This is a genomic window from Nonomuraea sp. NPDC050022, from assembly GCF_044460705.1.
GTDB lineage: Bacteria > Actinomycetota > Actinomycetes > Streptosporangiales > Streptosporangiaceae > Nonomuraea.
In genome coordinates this window covers 289370-314587 of the sequence record NZ_JBITKE010000012.1, presented here as the reverse complement: position 1 = coordinate 314587, position 25218 = coordinate 289370, and the positions used below count along the sequence as shown (strand labels likewise).

General features: G+C 70.2%; 23 protein-coding genes. 10 read left to right on the top strand and 13 right to left on the bottom strand.

Annotated elements, in window-relative coordinates; genetic code table 11:
- Positions 1–94: 94 nt before the first annotated feature.
- The 6 genes from ACIBO2_RS44065 (at position 95) to ACIBO2_RS44040 (ending at position 7651) form a co-directional block, all read left to right on the top strand.
- Complete coding sequence (locus ACIBO2_RS44065) at positions 95–1222, top strand: exonuclease SbcCD subunit D (protein ID WP_358556132.1); 1128 nt, start codon at positions 95–97, stop codon at positions 1220–1222.
- Positions 1223–5221, top strand: a complete 3999-nt coding sequence (locus ACIBO2_RS44060) for an AAA family ATPase (RefSeq protein WP_397304155.1) — start codon at positions 1223–1225, stop codon at positions 5219–5221.
- Between the two features lie 175 nt (positions 5222–5396).
- Complete coding sequence (locus ACIBO2_RS44055; protein WP_358556127.1) at positions 5397–5852, top strand: transposase; 456 nt, start codon at positions 5397–5399, stop codon at positions 5850–5852.
- Between the two features lie 72 nt (positions 5853–5924).
- On the top strand, positions 5925–6146 hold the full coding sequence (locus ACIBO2_RS44050) for a Scr1 family TA system antitoxin-like transcriptional regulator (RefSeq protein WP_397304168.1): 222 nt from the start codon (positions 5925–5927) through the stop codon (positions 6144–6146).
- 193 nt (positions 6147–6339) lie between these two features.
- Positions 6340–6621, top strand: coding sequence for a hypothetical protein (locus tag ACIBO2_RS44045; protein ID WP_397304154.1), 282 nt, complete (start codon positions 6340–6342; stop codon positions 6619–6621).
- A 100-nt stretch (positions 6622–6721) separates the two neighbouring features.
- The gene (locus ACIBO2_RS44040; RefSeq protein WP_397304153.1) at positions 6722–7651 is read left to right on the top strand and encodes a dihydrodipicolinate synthase family protein; all 930 of its coding nucleotides are present in this window, start codon (positions 6722–6724) and stop codon (positions 7649–7651) included.
- 125 nt (positions 7652–7776) lie between these two features.
- Here ACIBO2_RS44040 and ACIBO2_RS44035 read toward each other — a convergent pair whose 3' ends face one another.
- The 6 genes from ACIBO2_RS44035 to ACIBO2_RS44010 all read right to left on the bottom strand — a co-directional run bounded on the left by ACIBO2_RS44035 (position 7777) and on the right by ACIBO2_RS44010 (position 13423).
- Entirely contained in the window at positions 7777–8847 is a 1071-nt protein-coding gene (locus ACIBO2_RS44035) for an ABC transporter substrate-binding protein (protein WP_358556118.1), read from the bottom strand.
- Entirely contained in the window at positions 8844–9371 is a 528-nt protein-coding gene (locus tag ACIBO2_RS44030) for a SigE family RNA polymerase sigma factor (protein WP_358175735.1), read from the bottom strand. The genes ACIBO2_RS44035 and ACIBO2_RS44030 overlap by 4 nt, the downstream gene beginning before the upstream one ends.
- A 92-nt stretch (positions 9372–9463) precedes the next feature.
- A complete protein-coding gene (locus ACIBO2_RS44025; protein WP_397304151.1) occupies positions 9464–10339 on the bottom strand; it encodes a carbohydrate ABC transporter permease in 876 nt (291 codons plus the stop codon).
- Positions 10336–11220: a carbohydrate ABC transporter permease gene (locus tag ACIBO2_RS44020; protein WP_397304150.1), complete on the bottom strand. Its 885-nt coding sequence runs from the start codon at positions 11218–11220 to the stop codon at positions 10336–10338. Before ACIBO2_RS44020 ends, ACIBO2_RS44025 begins: the two co-directional genes overlap by 4 nt.
- Entirely contained in the window at positions 11217–12521 is a 1305-nt protein-coding gene (locus ACIBO2_RS44015) for an extracellular solute-binding protein (RefSeq protein ID WP_358556109.1), read from the bottom strand. Before ACIBO2_RS44015 ends, ACIBO2_RS44020 begins: the two co-directional genes overlap by 4 nt.
- Positions 12518–13423, bottom strand: a complete 906-nt coding sequence (locus ACIBO2_RS44010) for a PfkB family carbohydrate kinase (protein ID WP_358556106.1) — start codon at positions 13421–13423, stop codon at positions 12518–12520. Before ACIBO2_RS44010 ends, ACIBO2_RS44015 begins: the two co-directional genes overlap by 4 nt.
- 161 nt (positions 13424–13584) lie before the next feature.
- Between ACIBO2_RS44010 and ACIBO2_RS44005 the strand changes: the two genes are divergently transcribed.
- Positions 13585–14688: a LacI family DNA-binding transcriptional regulator gene (locus ACIBO2_RS44005; protein WP_358556103.1), complete on the top strand. Its 1104-nt coding sequence runs from the start codon at positions 13585–13587 to the stop codon at positions 14686–14688.
- On the opposite strand, the gene ACIBO2_RS44000 is transcribed toward ACIBO2_RS44005, so the two are convergent.
- On the bottom strand, positions 14689–15435 hold the full coding sequence (locus tag ACIBO2_RS44000; RefSeq protein ID WP_358556100.1) for an SDR family oxidoreductase: 747 nt from the start codon (positions 15433–15435) through the stop codon (positions 14689–14691).
- A gap of 92 nt (positions 15436–15527) precedes the next feature.
- Here ACIBO2_RS44000 and ACIBO2_RS43995 point away from each other — a divergent pair, with 92 nt between their 5' ends.
- Positions 15528–16136 (top strand): TetR/AcrR family transcriptional regulator, encoded by a 609-nt coding sequence (locus ACIBO2_RS43995; protein ID WP_358556097.1) that lies wholly within the window; start codon positions 15528–15530, stop codon positions 16134–16136.
- Between the two features lie 72 nt (positions 16137–16208).
- Here ACIBO2_RS43995 and ACIBO2_RS43990 read toward each other — a convergent pair whose 3' ends face one another.
- The 3 genes from ACIBO2_RS43990 to ACIBO2_RS43980 all read right to left on the bottom strand — a co-directional run bounded on the left by ACIBO2_RS43990 (position 16209) and on the right by ACIBO2_RS43980 (position 19152).
- Positions 16209–17642, bottom strand: a complete 1434-nt coding sequence (locus tag ACIBO2_RS43990) for a vanadium-dependent haloperoxidase (protein WP_397304149.1) — start codon at positions 17640–17642, stop codon at positions 16209–16211.
- A gap of 182 nt (positions 17643–17824) precedes the next feature.
- Positions 17825–18079 carry a hypothetical protein gene (locus ACIBO2_RS43985; RefSeq protein WP_397304148.1) on the bottom strand — a complete coding sequence of 85 codons (255 nt, stop codon included), beginning with the start codon at positions 18077–18079 and terminating at the stop codon, positions 17825–17827.
- Positions 18080–18150: 71 nt separating this feature from the next.
- The gene (locus ACIBO2_RS43980; RefSeq protein ID WP_397304147.1) at positions 18151–19152 is read right to left on the bottom strand and encodes an SIS domain-containing protein; all 1002 of its coding nucleotides are present in this window, start codon (positions 19150–19152) and stop codon (positions 18151–18153) included.
- 144 nt (positions 19153–19296) lie between these two features.
- Here ACIBO2_RS43980 and ACIBO2_RS43975 point away from each other — a divergent pair, with 144 nt between their 5' ends.
- Positions 19297–20586 (top strand): MFS transporter, encoded by a 1290-nt coding sequence (locus ACIBO2_RS43975; protein ID WP_358556088.1) that lies wholly within the window; start codon positions 19297–19299, stop codon positions 20584–20586.
- 638 nt (positions 20587–21224) lie between these two features.
- Here ACIBO2_RS43975 and ACIBO2_RS43970 read toward each other — a convergent pair.
- The 3 genes from ACIBO2_RS43970 to ACIBO2_RS43960 all read right to left on the bottom strand — a co-directional run bounded on the left by ACIBO2_RS43970 (position 21225) and on the right by ACIBO2_RS43960 (position 23851).
- A complete protein-coding gene (locus tag ACIBO2_RS43970; RefSeq protein ID WP_358556085.1) occupies positions 21225–22058 on the bottom strand; it encodes a TauD/TfdA family dioxygenase in 834 nt (277 codons plus the stop codon).
- An 82-nt stretch (positions 22059–22140) separates the two neighbouring features.
- Positions 22141–22581 (bottom strand): GNAT family N-acetyltransferase, encoded by a 441-nt coding sequence (locus ACIBO2_RS43965; RefSeq protein ID WP_397304146.1) that lies wholly within the window; start codon positions 22579–22581, stop codon positions 22141–22143.
- Positions 22582–22636: 55 nt separating this feature from the next.
- A complete protein-coding gene (locus ACIBO2_RS43960) occupies positions 22637–23851 on the bottom strand; it encodes a LeuA family protein (RefSeq protein ID WP_397304145.1) in 1215 nt (404 codons plus the stop codon).
- Positions 23852–23919: 68 nt separating this feature from the next.
- Between ACIBO2_RS43960 and ACIBO2_RS43955 the strand changes: the two genes are divergently transcribed.
- Complete coding sequence (locus ACIBO2_RS43955) at positions 23920–25206, top strand: citrate synthase (protein ID WP_358556076.1); 1287 nt, start codon at positions 23920–23922, stop codon at positions 25204–25206.
- Positions 25207–25218: the final 12 nt, after the last annotated feature.

The following is a 25218-nucleotide window of genomic DNA, read 5'->3' as shown; positions in this document are numbered from 1 at the left end:
GTGGGTTGAATTGCCCGCTGATCTTTCAGCCTACTCCTGAGACGTGTGACGCAGGGGACCGCATTTGTCGGTGAGACCTGTTAGCTTCCTGCGAATGCGGATCCTGCACACCTCCGACTGGCACCTGGGGCGATCGTTCCATCGCGAGAGCCTGCTCGAAGGTCAGGCCGCGTTCATCGACCACCTGATCGAGACGGTGCGTGCCGAGCGGGTCGACGTGGTGGTGGTGTCGGGCGACGTCTACGACCGCGCCCTGCCGCCGGTCGACGCGGTCGCGCTCTGCGGCGACGCGCTGCGCCGCCTGATGGGCACCGGCGCCCGCACCGTGCTGATCAGCGGCAACCACGACTCGGCGCGCCGGCTCGGGTTCGGCGCCGACCTGATCGACGCCGCCGGGGTCCACCTGCGCACCGACCCGTCCCGCGCCTGGGAGCCGGTGCTGGTGGACGACGTCGCCTTCTACGGCATCCCCTACCTGGAGCCCGAGCTGGTACGCGGCCCCTGGGAGCTGCCCGACCGCAGCCACACCGCCGCGCTGTCCCACGCCATGGCGCACATCCGCGCCGACGCCCCGCGACACCGCCACTCGGTGGTCCTGGCCCACGCCTTCGTCACCGGGGGAGAGGCCAGCGACAGCGAGCGCGACATCAGCGTGGGCGGGGTGGCGCACGTGCCGCTGTCGGCTTTCGAGGGGGTCGACTACGTCGCGCTCGGTCATCTGCACGGCCGCCAGCGGATGTCGGAGACGGTCCGCTACTCCGGCTCCCCCTTGGCCTACTCCTTCTCGGAGGTCAACCAGAAGAAGGGGTCGTGGCTGGTCACGCTCGGCTCTTCGGATGCCGACTCTTTGGAGATTGACTTCGTGCCCGCGCCGGTGCCCCGGCCGATCGGCCGCCTACGCGGTCCGCTGGAGGACCTGCTGACCTCCTCGGCCTATGACGACGTGGAAGACCACTGGCTGCAGGTCATACTGACCGACCCGATCCGCCCCAAATCAGCCATGGACCGGCTGCGCGCCCGCTTCCCCCACACGCTGGCGCTGTCCTTCGAGCCTTCAGGCGGCGCTCCCGTCTCCCAGCCCGCCCGCCTGAGCGGCCGGCCGGAGGCGGAGGTGGCGCTCGACTTCATTCGGGAAGTACGCGGCGAGCCTGCCGGACCTGACGAGGAAGACCTGCTAAGACAGGCGATCGAGGCGTCCAGGGTGAAGGAGACGATGGCGTAGATGCGGCCGCACCGGCTCTCGCTCACGGCTTTCGGGTCCTTCCCCGGTTCGGAGACGGTCGACTTCGACGCTCTGGCGGAGGCGGGCCTGTTCCTCGTCCACGGGCCGACGGGCGCGGGCAAGACCACGATCCTCGACGCCCTCTGCTTCGCCCTCTACGGCCAGGTCCCGGGCCAGCGCAACAGCGCCCGCGCGCTGCGCTGCGACCACGCCCCGCCCTCGGTCGGGCCCTCGGTCTCGCTCGAGGTGTCGCTGCGGGGCCGGTTACTGCGCATCCAGCGTTCTCCGGTGTGGCAGCGGCCCAAGTTGCGCGGGTCCGGGTTCACCGAGGAGAAGGCCAAGGTCATCGTCGAGGAACGGGTCGGGTCCGCCTGGCACGGCCTGACGACCCGCTCCGACGAGGCCGGTGACCTCGTGGGCGGGCTGCTCGGCATGAACGCCGACCAGTTCTGCCAGGTCGCGATGCTGCCACAGGGCGATTTCGCCAGGTTCCTGCGCGCCGATGGGGATGACCGGCGGCGGCTGCTGGAGCGGCTGTTCACCGTGAAGGTGTTCACCCAGACGGAGTCCTGGCTGGCCGAGCACCGCAAGGCGGCTTGGCGGGATCAGCAGGAGCTGCGGCAGCAGGTGGATTTCGCGATCCAACGCCTGGAGGAGGCGGCGGGCGACCTCTCGGTCGCGGGCGCCCTGCCCGGTGCCGATGCCGCCGCGTTCGGTGCCGACGTCGCCGTGCCCGACGTCACCGCGGCCGGTGCCGGCGCGCCCGGCGCCGACGTCACCATGCCCGGCGTCACCGTGACCAGTGCCGACGCGCCCGGTGCCGCTGTGCCCGGTGCGGACGCCGACCCGCCTGATCCGGACACCGACCCGCTGGGGTGGGCCGGTGCGCTGCTCGCCGCCGCCCGTGCTGTCGTCGTCCGGACCGCCGAGCAACACGCGGCGGCCGGGCACGCACTACGTTCGGCGCGTTCCCGCTTCGAGCAGGCGACGTCGCTGGCCGACCGCCAGCGCCGTCACGCCGAGGCCCTGACGCTGCGCCGCACCCTCGATGAGCGAGCCGAGGAACGCGCCGAACTCCAGGCCATCCTCGACGACGCCGCCCGCGCGGACCGCGTGCTTCCGCTCATCCGAGCCGCCCGTCAGCGCGCCGAAGCCGCCGCCAAGGCCCACTCCCTGGCCACGGACGCCGTCGCCCGCGCCTACCCGCTCCTGAAAGCCACCCCCACCGGACTTCCCGCTCCCACCGACGCGTCTGCGGCCTACCCCGCTGACTGGCCGCTTGCCGAGCCCTCCCACCACTTGTCCGACTTGTCCGACGACGGTGGCGGGTCCCGGCACGGCGGTGCGGCGGTTCGGGTGGGGAGTCTGGTCGGCTGGGTCGAGCCCGAGCGGCTGCACGCCATGGAGCGAGACCGGCAGGCAGAGATCGCCCGCCTGTCGGAGCTGCTCACCGAGGAGGCCAGACTGCTGGTCGTCCGCCGTGACCTCCAGCGCGTCGAGCAGGAGCTGACCGGGCTGGCCGCCGAGGACGAGACCGCCGCCACCCGGCTCGCCGCCCTGCCCGCGCTCGTCGAGGAGGCCGAACGCAAGCTGGCGCGGGCCCGCCTGGACGCCGCTGGGATCCCGGCGGCCGAGGCCGTACGGACCGCGGCGACCGAGCTGATCGCCGTCGACCGGGAGCTGGCCGGCCTGGCCGTGGAGCTGGACCGCCTCACCCAACGCGAGGCCGAGGTGGCCGCCGCCGACGCGGAGCTGCCCGGACGGCTGGCCGAGGTCCATGGCCGCCTCGCGGAGGTACGGGCCGAGACGGCCGTCATCCCCGCCGCCGTCGCGACACTCGACGCGGCCAGGGCCGTACGAGATGCCGCCCACCGGGCCGAGACGCTGGCCGCCGAGCTGGAGTCCGCCACCGCCGACCATCAATCGCTTGTGGACCGAGCCCAGGGCCTGCGCGAGCACTGGCTGGACGTACGTCAGGCACGCATCGACGGCATGGCCGCCGAGCTGGCACGCGACCTGTCCGACGGCAGCCCGTGCTCCGTGTGCGGCTCCGCCCACCACCCTCACCCGGCCTCGCCCGCCCCCAGCGCCCCGTCCGCCGATGACGAACTGGCGGCGGAGCAAGCCCACGAGGCGGCCCTCTCCGAACGTGAGGCGGCCGAACGCACACTCGCCTCCCTGGAATCCCGCCACGCCGACGCGGTGTCGGCGGCGGGCGGCCTCGACCACGGCACCGCGGAGACCACGGCGCTCCGGGCGCAGGAGGAGCTGACCCGCCTGGAGTCAATCGCCGAACGCGAGCCCGCACTGGCCGCCGAGCTGGACCGCATCGAGACGGAGCGCGACCGCGTCCGGGACCAGGCCCGCGAGCTCGGCGAACTACTCACGGCCCACCGCACCCACCACACCCACTACCAGGCCGAACGCGCTCGCCTCGTCACCCGCCTCCTCCAGAGCGGCCTCCTCGACACCCACACCCGCGTCTCGGGCCTCAACACCCGCCGTTTCAGCACCGACACCGGGCACCTCGACGCCCGCCGCCATACACGGTCCGCTCAGTCCGTGCCGACCGATCCCGAGGCTCAGTCCGTTCAGACCGATCCCGAGGCGCACGTCTGGGCTGAGGCTGAGGACGGGGCCGGAGCCGACGTGCGGCCGCTCGCTCAGACTGATCGGGCCGCGGCATCCGAGGGAGCGGCTCCAGCAGAGGCCGATGGAGCGACGATCGGTCCCGAGCTGGCGCCCTCCGTGCTGGCGGTGGCCGAGACAGAAGTGAAGCGGCTTCGGGAGTCGGCCCGGCGGGAGGCCGGGCTGGCGCGGGAGGCCGCCGGGCTCAGCCAGGAGCGGGTGGCGCTGGAAGAGCGGGCGCGCCGGGTCACCGCCCGCCTGGCCGCCTGCCGTACCAGGCAAGAGGAGCTCAGCGGTGACGCGGGGCGGCTCACCGCGCGGCTCGACAGCGCGCGCGGCGACGATCCCACGCTCACCGCCCGCCTGTCCAGGCTGAACGACGAGGCCGAACTACTACGGGAGGCCCTGGAAGCCACGCAGGCCGCCGTCGCCACCGAGGCTGAGCGGGCCAGCGCGGTGGAGGCGGCCCGACGGGCGGCTCTGGAGGCGGGATTCGGCGACGTGGCCGACGTGGAAGCCGCCGCCAGGAGCGAGTACGAGCGGGACGGCAAGGCCGAGCTGCTGCGGCGGCTCGACGCGCAGCACGCGGCCGTGACCAGTACGCTGGCCGATCCCGAGCTGGTGGCCGCCGCGCGGCAGGACGTACCCGATCTGGCCGCCGCCGAGGCGGCGCGCGACGAGGCCGAGCAGGCGCACACGGCACTGGCGTCGGCCAGGGACCGGGCCGCGCAGCGGGAGGAGCGGGTGGCCGAGCTGGGCGCGGAGCTGGCCGCGTGCATCGAGCGGTGGCAGCCCGCCGCCGACCGGCACCGGCTGGCCGAGCGGCTGGCGGCGCTGGCCAGTGGTACGTCGAGTGACAACCAGTGGAACATGAGCCTGTCGTCGTTCGTGCTCGGCGAACGGCTCCGGCAGGTGGTGGACGCCGCCAACGAGCGCCTCGACCACATGTCGGGAGGGCGCTACCTGCTGCGGCACGACCTGCGGAAGACGGCCGGAGCCAGAGGGCGTTCGGGCGGCGGGCTGGGGCTGCGCGTGGCCGACGGGTGGACGGGCGTCGACCGCGACCCGGCCACGCTGTCGGGTGGGGAGAGCTTCATCACCTCGCTGGCCCTCGCGCTCGGCCTGGCCGACGTGGTGACCGCCGAAGCGGGTGGTGCCGAGATCGGCACGCTGTTCGTGGACGAGGGCTTCGGCACGCTCGACGAGGACACGCTCGACGGCGTGCTCGACATCCTCGACGGGCTGCGCGACGGAGGGCGGGCGGTCGGCATCATCAGCCACGTCGCCGAGCTGCGTTCGAGGATCCCGGCCCAGCTCAGGGTCTCCAAGTCGCGCACCGGATCCACCCTGTCGGCGGTCGGAGTGGGCTGACGACCGGTCTGGGTCGGCGCCCGCTGGGAAACGACTGGTCTGGGCCGGCGCGCGCTGTCTCAGCGGGGAATCGGCAGCACGCGGTCGGGCCGGTCCTGGGCGCGACAGCCAAGCGCCGAGCCGTCGACTGGCAGCATCAGAACACGACCGACCTCGCACGGCGTTCAGCGCGATCGTGGTCGAAGACCTGACCATCGCCACCATGATGGCCTCGGCGTCCGGGACCGTGCAGCAGCCGGGGCGGGGCGTCGCTCAGAAGCGGGGCCTGAACCGCTCGATCGCGGGTCAGGCGTGGGGCCGGACGGTGGAGTTGCTGACCTACAAGGCCGCCGACCGTGGCGGCCTGGTCGCCACGGTCGACCCGCGCGGCACCAGCCAACAGTGCCACCGCTGTCACGCCATCACAAGAGGATCGCGCGAGACGCAGTCGCGGTTCGTGTGCAAGAACCTGGCGTGCGGATGGATCGGCAACGCCGATACCAACGCCGCCCGAAACCTGCTTCATCGGTACAACTCTGCCGCCGGATGGGCGGTCACAGGACGTGGAGACTCCGCGATAGCGGGGCCGGTGAAGCGTCAAGCATCCTGTCCCACGGACTCGCCCGCACCCGCGCTGCGAGCTGCTGCATAAGCAGCACAGGAACCCTCCACATCTATTTATGTGGAGGAGCACGTCAATCCTCCAAGCTGATCCCCGCGACAGATCGGCCCGTACATCGCGTCCGTGCTCACCGCGCTGATGCTGCGGCGTGGCCTCCCCAACGATGTGGAGGAGGCCGTTCAGGTACGCCTCGATAAGCAGCGCGTGATCCACGAGGGTGACCGCCGGTTCGCTGTGATCCTGGAGGAAAGCGTCTTACGCGCGGCCATCGCGGTGAAGGCGTGGACTCCCTGGAAGGTCGGCTGGTACGTCACACAACATTGAGGTGGACATGAGTATCCGGAAGGTGGCGCCCGCCATCGCGTCTCTGATTCTGGTCTGTGCGGTTGTGTCCTGCACGTCCGCGCCTCCGGCGGCACGATCCTCGCAACAAGGTGCCGTCTCGCCGGGCAACTCGTCCCAGGCCGAAGCGACCACGCCTCCGCCTAACAGGCCCGGTCCTCTGCGGCTGCCGGGCATGGACGCGGGAACCAAGTCCCTGCTCACCGCAGGACCGACCAAGGGTTCTCACATCATCGGCGCTGTTCCCGGCAAGGGTCACCTATGGGTGATGTTCGACTGCCAAGGGGCGGGAAGGGCAGAGATCATCTTGGCGCCTGCGGTGAATTTGCCATTCACCTGCCTGAAGGGAACGCTCACTCCGACCCTGAATCAGCTCAATCTCAACTCCAAGACAGGACTGACGGTCCGCGTTCAGGCGCCCGACTCGGTTGAATGGGCGCTGCGGGTCACTCGCTGAGGGCTCAGGGCCGCGTTAGGCGGTCCTGAGTCACGCGAACAGCGCCGCCGAGCCGCCGCGTCTACCCATGACGCACCGGTGTCTGATGATATTTCGGCCTATGACGACACTTCTTACGCGAAAGACCCTCGGTGGTACGTGGGGCACTGTCCTACTGCCGCTCCGCCCCGACGACTCCATCGACTTCGCCCGGCTGGCCGACGAGCTGGACCGGCTGGCGGTGGCGGGCCTGGACGGTGTGTACGCCCACGGCACGGCGGGGGAGTTCCACGCCATAACCGATGAGGAATACCAGCAGGTCAACGAGCTGCTCGCGGAGCGTTGCGCCGGTCTGCCGTACCAGATAGGCGCCAGTCACATGAGCGCCACCACCTGCCTGCAGCGGGTGGAGCTCGCCCGTGAGTTCCACCCCGGGGCCATTCAGGTGATCTTGCCGGACTGGGCGCCGCCGTCGTTGGACGAGGTGGTGGCCTTCCTTGAGCAGGTCGCCGAAGTCGCCGACCCCGTGCCGCTGGTCCTGTACAACCCGCCGCACGCCAAGACCCGCCTCACGCCCGCCGACTTCGGCATGCTGGCCGCACGGGTTCCCGCGCTGGTGGGGGTGAAGGTCGCGGGGGGCGATGCGGGTTGGTATCGCGAGATGGGGGAGGAGGCGGCCGATCTGCCGATGTTCGTGGCGGGGCACACCCTTGCCACCGGTACGGAACTGGGTGCGGCGGGGTCCTACTCCAACATCGCCGCGTTCAGCCCGACCGGCGCTATGGCCTGGCAGCATCTCATGCGCACCGACCAGGCGGCGGCGCGCGATGTGGAGCGCCGGATCGGGCTGTTCTTCGCCGAGCACGTCCAGCCGCTGGCCTCCGCCGGGTACGCCAATCCGGCGCTCGACAAGTTCCTCGCCCACGTCGGTGGCTGGGCGGACATCGGCACCCGGGTCCGCTGGCCGTACCGGTCGGTGGAGGAAGAGCACGCCGAGCGGCTCCGCCCGATCGCCAGTACGGCCCTGCCGGAGCTGTTCCCGGCGCCGTAGCAGCCGGAAGCCGGAAGGCGGGCGGAGGCCGAGCGCCGAGCGCCGGGAGCCGGGGGGGAGCCGGGCGGGAGCCGGGCGCCGAGAGTCGAAAGCCGACGCCGCCTGAGCCCGGCACCCAGCCGGGCTCAGCCGCCCTTCACGACGGTGTTCCTGACGTCTACCGGGTGTTTGATCAACTTGTAGGCGCGGGCCAGATCGGCGACCCGCTGGAGTTCTGTCAGGTCCAGCCGGGCGGGATAGGAGCCGAACGTAACGCCTGCCGCCAAATTCGGGGGGAGCCTGGAGAAATCGTCCAGGGCGTCGCGCGCCTGCTGGGGGTCGCTCGCGATCAGGCGCTGCGCCTTGGCCAGCGCGCGCTGAAAGGCCGCCAGCGTGCGAGGGTGTTCGCGAATCCACTCGTCGCCGGCCATCATGCCTGCGGTGTACAGGTTCGCGAACTCCTGAGTCATCGCGTCAGCCACAATCCGAGAGTGGCTGATCTGGAGGCTTGCAGTGATGAACGGTTCGGTCATCAGGAGAGCGTCAACCCGTCCCCTGGCCACCTCGGCGAGCATGTCGCGGGCGGGCACCACGGTCAGCACGACGTCGTTCATGGTCAGTCCGGCCCGCTTCAGCACGGCGGTCAGGGCCAACTTCCCGAGCCCCGCGAGGCTCGAGACCGCGATCCTCTTGCGTTTGAGGTCGGTCACCGCCTTGATCTTGGACTTGGGGTTCACGACGACCGCGAAGCTTCCTGGTGCGGCCTGGTAGAGGCTGGAGACGATCTTGAACTTCTTGCCCACCTCGTTCGCAAGGAAGACTGTGGCGTAGTCGGTCTGCGCCAGATCCAGCGCGCCGCTTTCGAACAGGGAGAACGCGGCCTCCGCGGCGGAGATGGTCCTCGGCTTCACCGTCAGCCCTTCCTCCTTGAAATAGCCCTTGTTGAGAGCCACGACCACGGGCACCGACTCCACGGTCGTCGTCACGCCGACCCTGATGATGGACTGCTCGGGCGGGGGAGCGGCGGCCCGCGGCTCCGCGGGCAGTGCCCGTACCGCGACGGTGGCGGCGAGCACGGTGGCCACGACCACCACGGCGGCGGTGAGCGCCATGAAGTTGCGCCGCCTGCGCTGATGGATCTCGATCGCCCTGGCGGCCAGATTACGGTCCGGCATGTCGTCCGCGATGCGGCCGAGTTGCTCTCCGAGCCAGGTCATCGGCGTGCCTCCGCACTGTGGTCGTCCAGAACGGGCAGTCTCGGCGCCAGCTCGGGTGCCAGCGCGCGCAGGCGGGCCAGAGCGTGGTGCGCCTGGCTCTTCACGGTGCCGACGGAGCAGCCCAGCAGGTCGGCGACGTCACGTTCGGTCCGATCCTCGTAGAAGCGCAGGACGAGTACCGCGCGCTGCTTGGGCGTCAGCCGCATGAGTGCCTGGCGCAGGACGATCCGCAGGACGGCGGAGTCCTCGGGCGAGTAGGCGCGGTCGGGCGGTTCCGCGCTCGGCACCTCGTCGGAGCCGCGGCGCCGCCGCCACGAGATGTACTGGTTCACCATGGTCTTGCGCGCGTACGCGTCGAGGTTGTCGATGTGGCCTAACTTCGCCCACCGCCCGATCATGCGGACCAGCACGCTCTGCACGAGGTCCTCCGCGAGGTGGACCTCTCCGGTGAGCAGGTAGGCCAGGCGCATCAACGGACGTTGGTGAGCGTCCACGAACGCCTGGAAACTGGCATCGCGATCCAACGTCTCTCCTCAAGTCGATAACCTCCAGACGCTGTGGGCGCGGCGAAAGGTTGGCACTCCTGAGGTGGGATGGAGACATCAGGGCCGCGCGGTCACTTGCCCACCCCTTCCGTGAGGCCGCGCAGGAACTGGCGCTGGCCGATCAGGAACAGCACGATCGTCGGCAGCGCGGCCATGGTGAGCCCCGCCATCATCACCGGCCAGTCCGTGAGCAGGCGGCTCTGCATGGCCATCAGCCCGACCGGCAGTGTCTTCAGCGCGTCGTCGCTGACGAAGACCAGCGCGAACGCGAACTCGTTCCACGCGAACAGCGCCTGCAGCAGCGCCGCCGACACCAGGATGGGCCGCGACATCGGCAGGATGATCCGCCAGAAGATCTGCGTGGTGGACGCACCGTCGATGGTGGCCGCCTCGTCCACGGAGCGCGGCAGCTCGATCATGTACGCCCGGATCAGGAAAATCGTGAAAGGCACCCGAAAAGCGGTATAAAGCACGATCAATGCCCAGTACGTGTCGAAGAGCCCGATCGACGTCAGCAGGCGGAAGAGCGGGATCAGCGCCACCGTCGGCGACAGCAGCAGCCCGCCCAGCACCAGCAGCGCCACCCCGTTCCCGAACGGCAGCCGCAACCGGCACATCCCGTAAGCCGCCCACGCGCTGATCAGCGTCGTGGCCACGATCGACGCCGAAGTGACGATCACGCTGTTGGTGAAGTAGCGGACGACACCCAGGTCCCAGGCCCGCGCCCAGTTGTCCCAGCGCAGCTCGCCGGGCAGCCCCCACGGCTGGTTGAAGATCTCCTGGTTGTCCTTGAACCCGCTGAGCACCATCCACAGCACCGGGTAGAGCACGGCGATCCCGAACCCGGCCAGCAGGCTCCATCCCAGCAGCCGCCCGACCACCGCCCGCAGCCGTATGGGGGCCTCCGCGCGGACCGCGGCCGGGCGGGTCAGGGTGGTCGAGATCACGAGTCGTACCTCCGGCGGCGGGACACGGCCAGTTGTACGGCCGCGATGGCGAACGTGATGACGAAGATCACCGTGGCGACGGTGGCGGCGTAGCCCATGTCGTCCTCCATGAACGCCTTGCGGTACAGCCACGTGCCGAGCACCTGGCTGGAGTTGTCAGGACCGCCGGCCGTCATCACCATGACCTCGTTGAACACCAGGAAGGCGCCCGAGATCGTGAGGATGACCACCAGCGTCGTCATCTCCCTGACCATTGGCAGCGTGATGGAGAAGAACGTACGCACCGGGCCGCCGCCGTCGACCTTGGCGGCCTCGTAGTACTCGCGGGGGATGCGCTGGATGGCCACCACGAACAGCACGGCGGTGTAGCCGACCGACTGCCACTGGCTCATCGCGATGACGCTCCAGATGGCCGAGCCCTCCTCGCCCAGCCAAGCCCTGGCCAGGTGGCCGAGACCGAGGCCGTTGAGCGCCTCGTTCAGCAGGCCGTACCGAGGGTTGTACAGGAAGGAGAACAGCACGCCCACCACCGTGATCGACATCGCGGCCGGGATGAAGTAGAGCGTGCGCAGCAGGCCGCGGGTCCGCCGCCCGACGAGCTCCTCCAGCAGCGCGGCCAGCACCAGCGACAGCCCACCCTGGAAGACCAGCGAGACCACGGCGTAGGCGGCGTTGTTGCCCAGCGCCCGCCAGAACACCGGGTCGCCGAACGCCTCGGCGTAGTTGTCCAGGCCCACGAACCGGGGCTCGGGCGAGAAGGCGTTCCAGGAGAACAGGCTCAGCCGCAGGTTGTCGGCGATCGGGTAGTAGACGAACACCAGCAGGAGGACGACGGCGGGCAGCACCCAGGCCCAGGCCCGCCACCGCCTCAGCACGGTCACCCGACTTCCTTCTTGGCCTTGGCCGCCGCCTTCTGGACGCCGGCCATGACCTGCTCGGGAGTGCGGGAGCCGGACAGCATGCCCTCGACCCCGGACAGGTACGCGCCGGCGACCTCGGCGTTGGTGATCGTGTCCAGCCAGATGGCGAAGCTGCCGGCCTTGCCGATGTCCTGCAGGGCATCGGTGAGCTGCGGGTAGGAGTTGGCGGAGGTGGCCGAGTCCTTGACCGGGCTGAGCCAGCCGATCTCCTTGGTCATCGTGGCCGCGTTCTCCTTGCTGGACAGGAACTTCAGGAAGTCAACGGCCAGGCCCGCGTTCTTGCTCTGGCCGTTGACCAGGAAGCCGTCGGGGGCGCCGGTCAGCGCGTTCGTGTCGCCGGGGGCGCTCGCCGGGGCGGGCAGGCGCAGGAAGCTCCAGTCGAGCTCCGACTTGTCGAGCACGTCGAACTCGACCGACTCCAGATAGTGCATGGCCGCCTTCCCGGACAGGAACTGCGCCTGCGCGGTCTCGTGCGACAGCCCGTTGGCGTCCTTGGTGCCGCAGCGGGACACCAGATCGCCGAACTGCTTGAGCGCCGTGACGTAGCCGGGATCGGTGAAGGCGCCCGTCGCCGGGGCGTAGTCGGTCTCCAGCGTCTTGGGGGCCACGTCGTAGGCGTTCAGCTGGGTGATGAAGTGGATGGCCGCCCAGCCGTACTGGTTGCCGAAGGCGATCGGCTGCACGCCCCCGGACTTGAGCGTGTCGCAGGCGGTCAGCAACTCCTCGAACGTCTTGGGCACCTGTACGCCCGCCTTGGTGAAGACCGCCTTGTTGTAGGCGAGGTACTTGCCGTCGAGGTCGACCGGCATGCCGTAGTACTTGCCGTTGTACTGGAACGCCTTCAGCGCGGCCGGCGCGAACGTCGAGCCCCACGGGGTGCCCGGACCGATGACACTGGTCAGGTCGGCGGCGAGCCCGGCCCGGACGAACTTGTTGGCGAAGTCGCCGGCCCAGGAGAAGTAGATGTCCGGCAGGTCCTTGGACGCCGTGAGCACCCGGATCTTGTCCTTGTACGGCTGGTCACCGACCTGTTCGAGCTTGATGTCGACCTTCGGATTGGCCGCCTTGTACGCCGCCACGACCTTCTCGAAGTAAGGCGCGTACTTCGGATCGGCGAACTTGGTGACCATCGTCAGCGTGCCCGACCTGTCCTTGGGCGTGGACAGATCGGCCTTGGCGGGCGCGCCGGCCGAGCCGCCGCCGCAACCGGCGGTGACCAGCGCCGTGCCCAGCAGTAGGGCGGTCCAGCGATGCGTGTTCATGGGCTCTCCTTGGTGCTTGGCAGGGGGGCTTCGTGTCCGAAGGCGCCGTAGGAGGTGCAGGCGTGGGAGGCGTAGGCGGTGGCCGCGACGGCCAGCGCGGGCAGGTCCTCGCCGCGGGCCAGGCCGACCAGCAGGCGGGCGATGAACGCGTCACCGGCGCCGAGCGTGTCCACCACGGCGACGGGCTCGGCGGCACCCCAGGCGACCATGTCCTCGGAGCCCTCTAAGGCTCCGGCGGCGCTGTCGCCGCCTGCGGCCCCGGGGCCCGCTAAAACTCCGGCGGCTCCCGAGACCAGGACGGCGCCGTGGGCGCCGAGGGTGACCGCCACCGTGGCCGGGCCCAGCGCCCGGACCCGCCGCGCCAGCGCGAGCGCCTCGTCTCGCGAGCCCGACGGGCTGGACAGGATCGCGATCCCGGCGTGCCGGGCATGCTCCTCGACGTAGTCCCACGGGCGTTCGGAGAAGTCGAACGACAGCCGCCTGGCGTGCGCGGCCAGCTGGTCGAGCTGGCCCTCCAGGAACGAGCACTCGCCGGTGTGCACGATGTCGGCCGCCGCCAGCCGTACCAGATCCGCGGGGGAGAGGCGGAAGCGCGAGACGCCCTCGCGCCCGCCGGTGAACTTGCGCTCGCCCGCGACGAGACGGACGGTGGCGAAGGCGTTCGGCCCGTCCACCGTCCGCAGCAGTGACAGGTCCACGCCCTCGGCGGCCAGCGCGTCGCGCACCACGCGCCCGGCCTCGTCGGTGCCGACCGCACCCAGGTAACCCGCCTCGGCGCCGGTACGGCGGGCGTGCACGGCGACGTTCACGGCGTTGCCGCCCGGATACATGACGCCGAGATCGGGATAGCGGTCGACGACGTTGTCTCCGACGGCCACCAGGCGAATCAAGCGTGGCTGCACACGTTCTCCTGAGAATGGGAAGGTTCTCACTCGCTTGAGTGAGAACGTTCTCAATCGCTGAGACGCATGTCAATAGCCCTCGGTAAATCCGCTACGGTGATCGCCTCCCGTCAGTGGGAGCATGATGGTGTGGACACGATCTAGCAGCACCGGGGGTGCGGATGAGCGGCAGCGCTCGGCGGAGCATGCCGTCGATCGAGGTCGTCGCCAAGGAGGCAGGGGTCTCCACCGCGACGGCCGGGCGGGCACTCGGCGGCTACGGCTCGGTGAGCGGCAAGAGCCGCGAGGCGGTGCTGGCCGCGGCCGAACGCCTCGGCTACCGGGCCAACAGTCTGGCGCGCAGCATGATCACCGGGCTGACCCACACGCTCGGCGTGCTCGTACCCGACATCGAGAACCCGTTCTTCTCCCGCGCCCTGCGCGGCATCGCGGACGTGGCGCACGAGCGCGGCTGGGAGGTGCTGCTGGTCAACACCGACGAGGACCTCTCGCTCGAACGCAAGGCGCTCGGCGTGCTCGCCGAGCGGCGCGTCGACGGCCTGGTCGTCGCGCCCACCGACACCGCCGACCGCGACGCCCTGAAGGACGTCATCGACGCCGGGATCCCCGTCGTCCTGCTCGACCGGCGGGTCCCGGGGCTCGAGGCCGACACGGTCGGCATCGACAACCGCGCCGCCGCCAAGGACGCCACCGAACGCCTGCTCGCGCTGGGCCACCGCAGCATCGCCTTACTGACCGGCGGCGATGAGAAGCTGCGGCCCCCGCTGGCCCGCCCGGGGCTGCGCGGCGTCGAACGCCTGGGCGCCACCACGGTCGGCGCCCGCGCGGCCGGATACCGCGACGCCCTGGTCGAAAGCGGCATCGAGCCCCGGCCCGAGCTGGTCAGTGCCGAAGGCTTCCGCAGGGAGGACGCCGCCGCGGCCACGACCCGCCTGCTCGGACTGCCCGACCCGCCGACCGCGATCCTCGCCCTCGACAGCCTGCTCGCGCTGGGGGTGCTCCAGGCGCTGCGGCGGCTGGGGCTGCGCTGTCCCGCCGACGTGTCGCTGGTGGGCTTCGACGACGCCGACTGGGCGGAGGCGATCTCCCCGCCGCTCAGCGTGGTGGCCCAGCCGGTGTACGAGCTGGGGGCGGAGGCGGGCCGCCTGCTCCTGGACCGCGTCCAGGGCACCGACCGCCGCCCCGTACACCGCCGCCTGCCCACCCGCTTCGTCGAGCGCGAGTCGGCCAGATCCGTTCGGACGCCCGCCGAGACGGCCCCATAGTCAGAACTGCTTCTCGCCGCCGTCGACGTACAGGGTCGTGCCGAGCATGAAGCTGCTGTCGGCGGAGGCGAGGAAGGCCACGGCGGCGGCGACCTCCTCCGGGCGTCCCATCCTGCCGATCGGAACTCCCGTCGCCAGGTCCGCCTTGACGGCGGCCGCGTTCTCCTCGCCGACGGCGGTGTCGATTCCGGGGGTGTCGATCGCGCCCGGCGAGACCGCGTTGACCCGGATACCCCTGCCTTTCAGCTCGTTGGCCCAGGTCCGCGTGAGGGACCGGATCGCGGCCTTCGACGCCGCGTACAGGCCGTAGTTCTCCCAGCCGTCGTCGGCGCGGACGGAGGTGTTCAAGACCACCGAGGCGCCGTCGTTGAGCAGCGGCAGCGCCTTCTGCACGGTGAGCAGCGTGCCCAGGACGTTGACGCCGAAGATCTGCTCGAACTGTTCCCGGGTGGCCTGCGCCAGCGGTGCGAACGTGGCCACGGCCGCGTTGGCGAACACCACGTCCAGGCCCCGGCCGCGGTCGCGGATCGCGTCGTAGAGCCGATCCAGGTCGGCCGGCTCCGCTATGTCGCCCGGCACCGCGGTGACCGCGGAACCGATCGACTCGACGGCCCTGTCGAGCGCGTCCTCGCGTCGGCCGGTGATGAAGACGTGAGCGCCCTCGGACGCCAGCCGCGCGGCGGTGGCCAGGCCGATTCCGGTGCCGCCGCCGGTAACGACGGCGGTCTTGCCTTCCAGCTGTCCCATGCTTTGAACTCCCGAAACTTAGCTACCGATCGGTGCAGAAAGGAACCATAGCACTTCTGCACCGATCGGTATCTAAGCTGTAGGATGAGGCCGTGGAGATCACCCGGAAAGCGCCGATCGGCCGGCCGAGAGGCTTCGACGCCGACGAGGCCCTGGATCAGGCGATGACGGTCTTCTGGGAGCAGGGTTACGAAGGCGCCAGCCTGACCGACCTGACCAGCGCCATGGGCATCACCCGCAAGAGCATGTACGCGGCCTTCGGCAACAAGGAGGAGTTATTCCGCAAGGCCCTGGAGCGCTACACCGAGGGCCCCGCCGCTTATGCGGACCGCGCGCTGCGGAAGCCGAGCGCCCGGGAGGTGGCCACGGCGTTCCTCACCGGCTCGGTCATGGCCACCACCCAGCCCGGCTGCCCTGCCGGATGCCTGGGTGTGCAGGGCTCGCTGGCCGCCGGCGACTCCGGACGGGCGGCCCAGGACGCCCTGATCGTCTGGCGCGACGACGGCCGTGCTCGCCTCCGCCACCGGTTCCAGCGGGCCGTCGACGAGGGCGATCTGCCCCCGGGCGCGGACCCGGAGCTGCTCGCCCGCTACATCATGACCGTGGCGAACGGCATCGCCGTCCAGGCCGCCGGTGGCGCCACCCGCCCCGAACTCCAGCGGGTGGCCGACGCGGCGCTGCGAAATTGGCCACCCATCTGACAGCCCGGCGATTCGCAGCTTTCCACCTCGTACGTGATGTGGCGTGCCACACCACGTACGACGTGGGCATTCTCAGCCGCGTCCCGACCAGTAGGCCGCCGCGCGCTGCCACGCCGCGACGCCCACCGCCCGGCCGAGGGTCCGACCCTGCAGGTCGCCGGCCCGGAAGTGGATGCCGCCATATCTCCGCGACATGCCGGCCTCGTCGGCGGCGTCGCTGAAGGTACGCCAGCGCAGCGTCAGGTCGTTGGCGGGGCTCACCCCCGGCTCCACCTGTGACGAACCCTTGGCGATCAGCGCCTCGCCGTCGAACGTGTCACCGCCGGTGAAGCGCCGCAGCACCTCGGCCGCCGCCGCGCTGAACGTGCTGTGGCCGGAGACGTACTCGGCGAACGGCGGCGTCGGGAACGTCGGCACCTGATAGGGCACCCAGGTCGCGCCGTCGATCACCCGGCCGCCCCAGGTCGCGATCTGCTGTCCCTGGTACAGGAAGCGGACCGCGGTGATCGGGCGTACGGAGTCGAAGACACGCTTGACCTCCCACGAGGCGATCCCGGCGTCCTGCACCGAGTTGGCCAGCGCGAAGAACATCTTCACGTCCTGGTCCAGGCCATGATGATCACGCGCCGACACCTGCTGGGCGAACAGGCACCAGTGGCCGGGCGGCGTCTCGCTGTTGGGGCCGTCGGCCCAGTATTCCGCGATCGCCTTCTGACGGTCGGTCAGCGCGGCGGTGCCCGACACGATCTCGGCGGCCTGTGCACGGTAGGCGGCCGTGCCGTACGTCGCCGGCGCGGGCACCTTGTCGGCCAGGTCGCGCGCGTGGCCGCTGAAGGAGGCGACCCCGCCCCAGTGCGGCGCGAGGAACGGCGGCGTGACCACCACGCCCGCCTTGTTGCGGAAGGTGAGCGGCTGCCAGCGGCTCGGGTCGTTGACCGTGGTCAGCGGATCGGCGACCACCATCGGAGCGTTGACCGGCGCGTAGCCGGTGGTGTCGGCGTAGCCGCCGAGCTGGTTGGAGCCGTCGGCGTGCCGGTATTCGAGCACGGCCGTGCAGGCGGCCAGGCCGGTTTGGGCCGGCTGGCTGGACTGGTCGGCCGGGTCATAGCCCAGCTCGGTCATCAACCCGTCGAACACCGCCCGCTGCGCCGGATAGAGGTCCACAGCCGCTTGGTGGGCCGCGTAGCTGATCGCCTGGGCCCGGTTGGCATCCGTGCGTTCGGCGGCGGGCCGCCGCAGCGTGCCGCCCAGCCGGGTGCCGACGGCGATCGGATCATAGGCGGCCCACGCGTCATAGGCACAGGTGTGCACGGTGGCCAGCGCCCTGGCCACCAGCGGCGGCCCCAGCGTGCCGCCGCGCACCGCCGCCAGCAGCGCCGTGTTCCACCTGACCACCACGTTGGGCTGCGCCGTCGCCGCCGGGTGGGCGGGTGTGACGGGTAAGACGAGCGCGGTGGCGGTCACCAAGGTGAGCGCTGCCGCGCGTAAGGACATCAGAACGGGCATGGCAAGTCTCCTCGCGTCGTGGGCCCCCGTGCGCCCGGGTATGGAGAGGCTTCCATGCTCGAACGCACTTTCGAGCTATCTCGCGGGTAAGAGCTGTCTTTCCCCTAGGTCCAGGTATCCCGATGCGCCTCCTGATTGCCGGGTCAGGAGGCGCACGTAGCGGCGGCCCGCCCTGTGCGGGTTCAGCGGGCGTATTCCTGGAGGCCTTCGGCCACGTGCGGTGGGTGGGGCCGGCCCATGCTTGCCGTAAAAAAGGGAGGTCTTAGGCAGGAAACGGAGAGCAGCGCTCGAACAGACGCACGCGCTAGGGGCAGCTTATCCGCTTCGTCGATCGACCACCCCAGCTCGCGCAGCGCCGCCGTGCCGACGCGTACCGAGATGCGCTCGCTGTCCACAAGCACCCCGTCACAGCCGAAAATGACGAGTTCGACCGGCAAACCCAGCTCCTTTCCCCGCGGTGCCGCCGGGCGGCGGGGTGCCGCCCGGCGACGCTCCTGGAACGGGTAGATCAGTAGTCCACCTGGAACATGTAGTTGCGCTTGTCGAGGTCGTGGCCGCGCACCGCCTCGTAGTGGCGGGCCAGCCGGTCCATGAGCACGGCGATCGCCAGCGGGGACACCTCGCCGCGCAACGCCTTGGGAATGCCGGGCAGAGTGAGGTCCGCCGTGTCGATGTGGAAGGTCTTCTTGGTCGCGTACGTGTCGAGGAAGCGCCTGGCCCGTTCGGCCATGGCCCGCGACGGGTCCTCGCCCAGCAGGTTGATCACCGCCACGTCGTCGTTGACCACCTCGAACGCGCCCTGGAAGAACTCGCCCGAGTTGAAGCCCGCCGCGTGCTTCCACTGCATCTCTTGCAGGAAGCACATGGCCAGCCCGTACGCCCACGCGTAGCTGGGACCCGAGCCGAGCACATACGTGATCGGCTCGTCCTTCAGCGTCTCGGCGATGACCCGCGCCCGCTCCTCACCCTCGTGCGCGGCGGCCACCAGGGCGTCCGGGAGCGCGTCGAGGGCCTGGTCGAGCAGCGCCCAGTCGCGTTCCACCCCGGCCCTGCGCAGCAGGGCATAGGCCGCCAGCTGCATGAACAGATCACTCTTGCCGGTGAAGGCCACGTCGGCCGCCTCGGCCAGCGGGCCGCCCTCCTGGGTCACCACGACCACGGTCGCGCCGGTGCTCCTGGCGTACTGCGCGGCGGCGACGGTCTCCTTGGTCTTGCCGGTGTACGAGGCCAGGAAGACCAGGGAACCCTCGCCCATGCGCCGGGGGCGGGCGGTGTTGAGCTCGTCGCTCTGCAGCTTGTAGACGGGCCAGGTGCCTTCGCGTTCGAGCAGGTAGTGGGCCGGGTAGGCGGCGATGAGCGAGCCGCCGGCGCCCACGAAGAACACATTGCGCAGACTCTTGTCGATGACGTCCGAGACGAGCTCCGCCAACTGGGGTCGCTGGTCGAGCGTCGCGCGGATCTTGTCGGCCAGGTCGGACTCGATCGGTTTGAGCGGCAGCAGGTCGGTCACAGAGGACTCCTTTGAGAACGTTCTCAGTAAGATGTTGATAACGTTCTCACTCGGAGCGAGAATGAGTCAAGAGGTCGCATGGCAGCCCAGCTGATAGCGTCTGCGTATCACTCCGCAAGACGCGAATTCGCATAGTGAGACGTAATGCCGCTTTCCCCCACAACCAGGACGACGCCCAGCCAGTCGAGGGTCGCGGCCGCCAGCCTCATCGGCACGGCCATCGAGTTCTACGATTTCTACATCTATGGCACCGCCGCCGCGCTGGTGCTCAACACCGCGTTCTTCCCCGGGATGGACCCAGTGGCGGGCAGTCTGGCCGCGTTCTCGACGTTCGCGGTGGCGTTCATCTCCCGTCCGCTCGGCTCGGCGGTGTTCGGCCACTGGGGGGACCGGATCGGGCGCAAGTCCATGCTCGTCGTCTCGCTCCTGGTCATGGGCCTGTCCACGGTCGCGATCGGGCTGCTGCCCGGCTACGCGACCATCGGTGTCGCCGCTCCGGTGCTACTCGTGCTGCTCCGTTTCACCCAGGGCATCGGCCTCGGCGGCGAGTGGGGCGGCGCCGCACTGCTCGCGACCGAGCACGCGCCGCCGGGCAAGCGCGGGCTGTACGCGATGTTCCCGCAGCTCGGGCCGTCGGTCGGGTTCATCGTGGCCAATGGGCTGTTCCTGCTGCTGGGGGAGGTGCTCAGCGATGGGCGGTTCGGCAACTGGGGCTGGCGCCTGCCGTTTGTGGCGAGCCTGCTGCTCGTGCTCATCGGCCTGTACGTACGGCTGAAGATCGCCGAAACCCCGGTCTTCCAGGCCGCCATGGACCAGCGCCGCATCGCCGAGGTGCCGTTCGCCGGCCTGATGCGGCAGCAGTGGCGCCGCGTGCTGCTCGGCGCCGGTGCGATGACGATCGCGTACACGCTCTTCTACACCGCGACCACCTACTGCCTGGCGTACGGCACGCAGACGCTGAAGATCCCGAAGACCACCATGCTCGCGCTAACCATGATCGGTGTCGTGTTCATGGCGGCGGGGACGGTGGCGTCGGCGATGGCGTCCGATCGCTTCGGCCGCCGCCGCACGCTGCTCACCGGGACCGGTGTGGCGGTGGTGTGGGGGCTGGTGATGTTCCCGCTGATGGAGACCCGGTCGGTGGTGCTCGTGGGGGTCGCCCTGGCCGGCGCGCTCGGCCTGATGGGGCTGGTGTTCGGGCCGATGGGGGCCTTCCTGCCGGAACTGTTCAGGACCGAATACCGCTACAGCGGCGCCTCGGTCGCCTACAGCCTCGGCGGGGTGCTGGGCGGCGCGGTGCCGCCGCTGGTGGCCACCGGCCTGCAGGCGAGCGGTGCCGGTGTGCTGGGCGTCGGGGGTTACGTGTCGGCGATGGCCGTACTGAGCCTGCTCTGTCTGCTCGGCCTGCCGGAAACGGGGGAGCAGAGCCTCTAGGGGATCAGTGGCGTCCCGGTGTCCTCCCGCTCAGGCCGCTGGCGGGCCTTGCCGCTCGGCGATCACGTGTCGCCGACCCCCCACCACGCTCAGAGCTATCAACGGCCGAACTCGCGAAATGGTCAGCGATCAGAGCTTCCAGCGGCCGAACTCGGAGTCGAGGCGGTCGGCGACGAGCCCGGCCTTGGGGTAGAAGCCCTTGCCGCACTCGAGGTCATCGAGCGCGGCCTCGATCTCCTTGGCGAGGTATCGATTCGCGGCCGCCTGCGACAGCCGTGGCTGTTGACGTGCTCCTCGCCCTTAAGAGGCGAGGATTCCCGTGCTGCTTACGCAGCAGTCCATGCCGCGTAAGCAGCACGAGCTGTGGAACAGGATGCTTGACGCTTCACTGACCCGCCTACTGGCAAGTCTCCACGTCCTGTCACCGCCCGTCCGTCGGCCTCGTCGTACCGATGAATCCATGAAGCGATCTCGCGGCCAGCTTGGTTGTCGCTTGCCAGTTCGATCACAGAGACCTTACCGTACGTGGTTGAGACGTCGCAAGCAGTTCCGATCACTGCACGCTCGCGCCCAGAGGGCACTCACGCGCGGGCCTACACCATCCCGCCTGAGGGCGGGAGCACCTGTCTTCAGGATGCTCAGTCCAGCCAGATCCGGGCCAGGCGGCGACGGGCGCGCAGGTCTTCGGTGAACGCCGTACGGCCGTGCAACACCACGTCATTGTTGACGAGCAGGAGATCGCACGGGCGCAGCGGGAAGCGCAGGACCATGTCCCCGTCGGCGAGGATCTCGTCGAAGGCATCCAGAGCGGCCACGGCGCCGGATGTCAGCGGCTTCCCGGCCGCTTCCTGACCGTGTTCGATCCAGTGGCGGTTGTACTGGACGCGAAGCCGCCCCGCCCGCCACTCGAAGACGGGGTAGACGCGGTCGAAGTTCGAGACCGTGCCCGCGCCGAAATGGAAGTTCTCATAGAGCTCGGCCAGCAGGTCGGGCCGCTCTTCCAGCAGCCGGTCGTGTACGGCGTGGCCGCTCACCAGCAGGGATTCCCCGCCGTGGACGGCCGCGCGCAGGCAGAGCAGGCCCAGCAGGTGCGGCGGCCCAGGCGGTCCGGCCCGGTCGGTGTGGAGGGCCAGCCCTTGGTCGTCCATGCCTCTGCGCGATTTCTCGCCGGTGGTCACCAGATCGGCCTTCTGGGTGCGCGGGGTGCCGAGGAGAGAGCCGAACGTGTAGCACAGAAGATCGATCTGCTCCTCGGGCCAGTCCGCGATCGGCAATCCCCGGATCACCACCAGGCCGGGACCCGCTTCGAGCGCGGCCTTGGCTCTCTCGGCCAGGAGCGTCAAGGCCGGGACGTGAAACTCGGGTCGGGTCCGGGTGAGTGGTTGGTCGATGTGGAGCAGCCAGTCCTGTTCGCGCAGAGTGGACCGGGTCCATGCGGTGGGCCCGCCTACCGGTGTCGCGTTGGTCCGCATCGTGGTCTCTCCCGGTGGTCGTGCCGCCTGCTTTACGGCCTACCCGCCCGGGGAGCGGGGTCCACGCGCTCGCCCGCGTCGTTCAGACCGAGCCCAGCTTCTTGCGGTAGCAGCGGGTCAGCGGCTGGTCCACGTACATCCCGTACGACTCGCCAAGCACATACCCGCTGCTCTCGTACAAAGCTATGGCCTCGGGCTGCTTGACTCCGGTCGCCAAGCGCACCGTCTCGTAGCCCATGTCCCGAGCCAGATCCTCCAAGGCCGCCAAGAGCCGCCTGGCGATCCCCTGACCTCGGAACGCGGGATCCACGTACATCCGCTTGAGCTCCCCCATATCCGGATCCACCGGCTGGATGGCACCACATCCGGCGGCGTGCTCCCCGGCGTAGGCGACGAGGTAGCGGGCCTGCGCCTTGACGACGGAACGCCCTTCGGGCCCGTAGCGCTTCACCAGCTCGTCGAAGGCGGCGGTGAGCAGGGCGGTCAGGTCGGCGTCGGCAACGGTCCGTTCCTCGATCTGCATGCGCTCATGCTATGAGCCGTCACTCCTGCCGGATCCGGGCGGGGCGCCCGGGGCCTCACTCGTACTCCGGGAACAGCAGTGCCAGCTCCCGTGGATACGCCGCGATCAGCCGCAGTTCGTCGTCCGTGAGCGGTCGGCCGGTCATCGCGTTGCAGAGCTGCACCAGCCGGAACGCCAGGTCCTCCTCCCGCACGTCCACGCCGAGCCCGTCCATGACGTGCCGGAATCCGGCCTTCCCGCCGTACTCGCCGGTCAGCACGACCCGTCCGCCGCGCGCGTGCCAGTCCTCGGGGAACGGCCCGAGCGTCGCCTCGTCGTACAGCTCGTAGTTGCCGTGATCCTTCAGCGCCCCGTCGGCGTGGATGCCCGACTCGTGCGCGAACGCGTTGCGTCCCACCCCCACCTGGTTGTACGGCAGGGGCTGCCCGAACGCGTAACTCGCCCACAGCCCGAACCTGCGCGCCCACGACAGGTCGATGGCGTCACCGATCTCCGCCTGGAGCCCGAAACCGTGCTCGAAGGCGAGGATCGTGGACAGCAGGTCGGCATTGCCGGAACGCTCGCCGATGCCGTTCACGCAGGTGTTGATCCACGCGTCCTGCCCGGCCTCCAGGTCGCCGAGCGCGCCCGAGATGGAGTTGGCCACCGCCAGGCCGAGGTCGTTGTGGCAGTGCGTCTCGACGGGCATCCCGACGGCCGAGGCCAGCTTGGCGAAGCGTTCGCGGATCCGGTCGGGGGTGTCGCCGCCGATCGTGTCGCAGTAGCGGACCCGGTCGGCGCCCGCCTCCTTGGCCGCCAGCGCGAACTCCAGCAAGAACCCGTCATCCGTCCGCGACCCGTCCTCCGCGTTGACGCCGACGGTCAGCGCGCCCGCCGCCTTGGCCGCCCGCACCGCCGCCGTCATCTCCCGCATGATCGCGCCGCGGTCGAGGCGGCCACGGAACTTGTTCTGGATCATGTAGTCCGAGGTGGAGATGGACAGGTTGTAGTGCTTCAGGCCGAGTGGCGCCGCCTTCTCCACGTCCTGCGGTACACCACGGCACCAGCCCGACAGCCGCAGCTCGCCGAACGCGCCCGCCTCGGCCAGCGCCGTCTGCGCCCGTACGTAGGGCACCTCGTGGAACAGGAAAGGGAAACCGATCTCGGACTGAGCCACCCCGAGCTTGGCCAGGTAGAAGTTGACCATGGTCTTGCCGAACTTCGACAGGCCGGTGCGCGCGGTCTGCACGCCGTCTCGGTTGGTCACGTCAAGGAAGTGAACTTTGGGCATGTGCACACGTTGACACGCTTGCTCAATGTGTATCAATATTGATTTGAATCAATATGGGAGGCTTTGGCGTGGAGTGGATCGACGCGGCGACGGCGGCCGAGCGGCTCGGCGTGAAGCCCGCCACTCTCTACGCGTACGTGAGCCGGGGCGTGCTCAAGCGACGTCACAGCGAGGACCGGCGCAGCCTGTTCGACGCGGCGGAGATCGAGCAGTTGGCCCGGCGCGGGCGGCCACGCGGCCAGCCGCCGGAGCTGGTCATCGAATCCGGCATCACCGCGCTCGGTCTGGACCGCCCGTACTACCGCGGCCGCGACGCCCTCACCCTGGCCCGAACCGCCGACTTCGAAACGGTGGCCGAGTGGCTGTGGACAGGCGACCCCGACGCCTTCGCCTCGGACCATGCGGCGCGGCGTCAGGTGCGTGATACCGAGACGGCGGGAGGTGGCGCGGCGGGGGGTCGGGTGCGTGATTCCGAGGCGTCAGATGGTGCGGCGCGGGGTTGGGCGCACGATCCGGAGATGGCGCAGGTCGCAATCGCGGCTCAGCGCGGTCTCCCCGGGGGTCTGCCGCTCCTGGACCGCCTCCAGGTGATCACCACGGTCCTCGGCGCCGCCGATTCCCTCCGCTACCAGCTCGATCCCATTTCCGTCGCCGCCACCGGTCGTCGCCTCATCTCCGGCCTCGTCGACGCCCTCCCAGCGCTCCAGGCCCCCGGCGGTAAGTCGATCGCCGAGCGGCTCTGGTCCCGTCTGTGCCCGCGGCCCGCCACCCCGGCTCTCCTGGCCGCACTGCGGGGCGCGCTCGTGCTGCTCGCCGACCACGAGCTGGCCGCCTCCACGCTGGCCGCCCGGGTCGCCGCCTCCGCTCGCGCCGACCCGTACGCCGTGGTGCTGACCGGCCTCGGCGTGCTCGGCGGCCCCCTGCACGGCGGCGCGTCCCACGCGGCCGAACGGCTGCTGGCCGAGGTGACCGAACCCGGCCAGGCCCCGCGCGTGATCACCGATCGGGTACGCCGGGGCGAGCGCATCCCCGGCTTCGGCCACAGCGTCTACAAGAACGGCGACGCGCGCGGCGGCCTCCTGCTCGACCTGGTGAAGCAGGCCGCGCCGGACCACGAACGCATCGCCGTGGTCCAGGCCGTACTGGCTGAAGTCCGTCGGCGACGCCTGCCCGAACAGAACGTCGACTTCGCGCTCGCCACCCTCGCCGGAGTCGCCGGGATGCTGCCCGGCTCCGGCGAGGCGATCTTCGCGGTGGCCAGGACCGCCGGGTGGCTGGCCCACGCGATGGAGGAATACGCCAAGGGTTCCCTCCTCCGCCTACGCGCCTCGTACGTCGGCCCGGTGATCAGATAACGGCCCGCGCAT

Coding starts and splice junctions, on each gene's coding strand:
- ACIBO2_RS44005 (WP_358556103.1), top strand. CDS start 13,585: ATGAGCGGCAGCGCTCGGCGGAGCATGCCGTCGATCGAGGTCGTCGCC.
- ACIBO2_RS44060 (WP_397304155.1), top strand. CDS start 1,223: ATGCGGCCGCACCGGCTCTCGCTCACGGCTTTCGGGTCCTTCCCCGGT.
- ACIBO2_RS43975 (WP_358556088.1), top strand. CDS start 19,297: ATGCCGCTTTCCCCCACAACCAGGACGACGCCCAGCCAGTCGAGGGTC.
- ACIBO2_RS44065 (WP_358556132.1), top strand. CDS start 95: ATGCGGATCCTGCACACCTCCGACTGGCACCTGGGGCGATCGTTCCAT.
- ACIBO2_RS43990 (WP_397304149.1), bottom strand. CDS start 17,642: ATGCCCGTTCTGATGTCCTTACGCGCGGCAGCGCTCACCTTGGTGACC.
- ACIBO2_RS44000 (WP_358556100.1), bottom strand. CDS start 15,435: ATGGGACAGCTGGAAGGCAAGACCGCCGTCGTTACCGGCGGCGGCACC.
- ACIBO2_RS44040 (WP_397304153.1), top strand. CDS start 6,722: ATGACGACACTTCTTACGCGAAAGACCCTCGGTGGTACGTGGGGCACT.
- ACIBO2_RS43960 (WP_397304145.1), bottom strand. CDS start 23,851: ATGCCCAAAGTTCACTTCCTTGACGTGACCAACCGAGACGGCGTGCAG.
- ACIBO2_RS44045 (WP_397304154.1), top strand. CDS start 6,340: ATGGACGCGGGAACCAAGTCCCTGCTCACCGCAGGACCGACCAAGGGT.
- ACIBO2_RS43970 (WP_358556085.1), bottom strand. CDS start 22,058: ATGCGGACCAACGCGACACCGGTAGGCGGGCCCACCGCATGGACCCGG.
- ACIBO2_RS43965 (WP_397304146.1), bottom strand. CDS start 22,581: ATGCAGATCGAGGAACGGACCGTTGCCGACGCCGACCTGACCGCCCTG.
- ACIBO2_RS44035 (WP_358556118.1), bottom strand. CDS start 8,847: ATGACCTGGCTCGGAGAGCAACTCGGCCGCATCGCGGACGACATGCCG.
- ACIBO2_RS44015 (WP_358556109.1), bottom strand. CDS start 12,521: ATGAACACGCATCGCTGGACCGCCCTACTGCTGGGCACGGCGCTGGTC.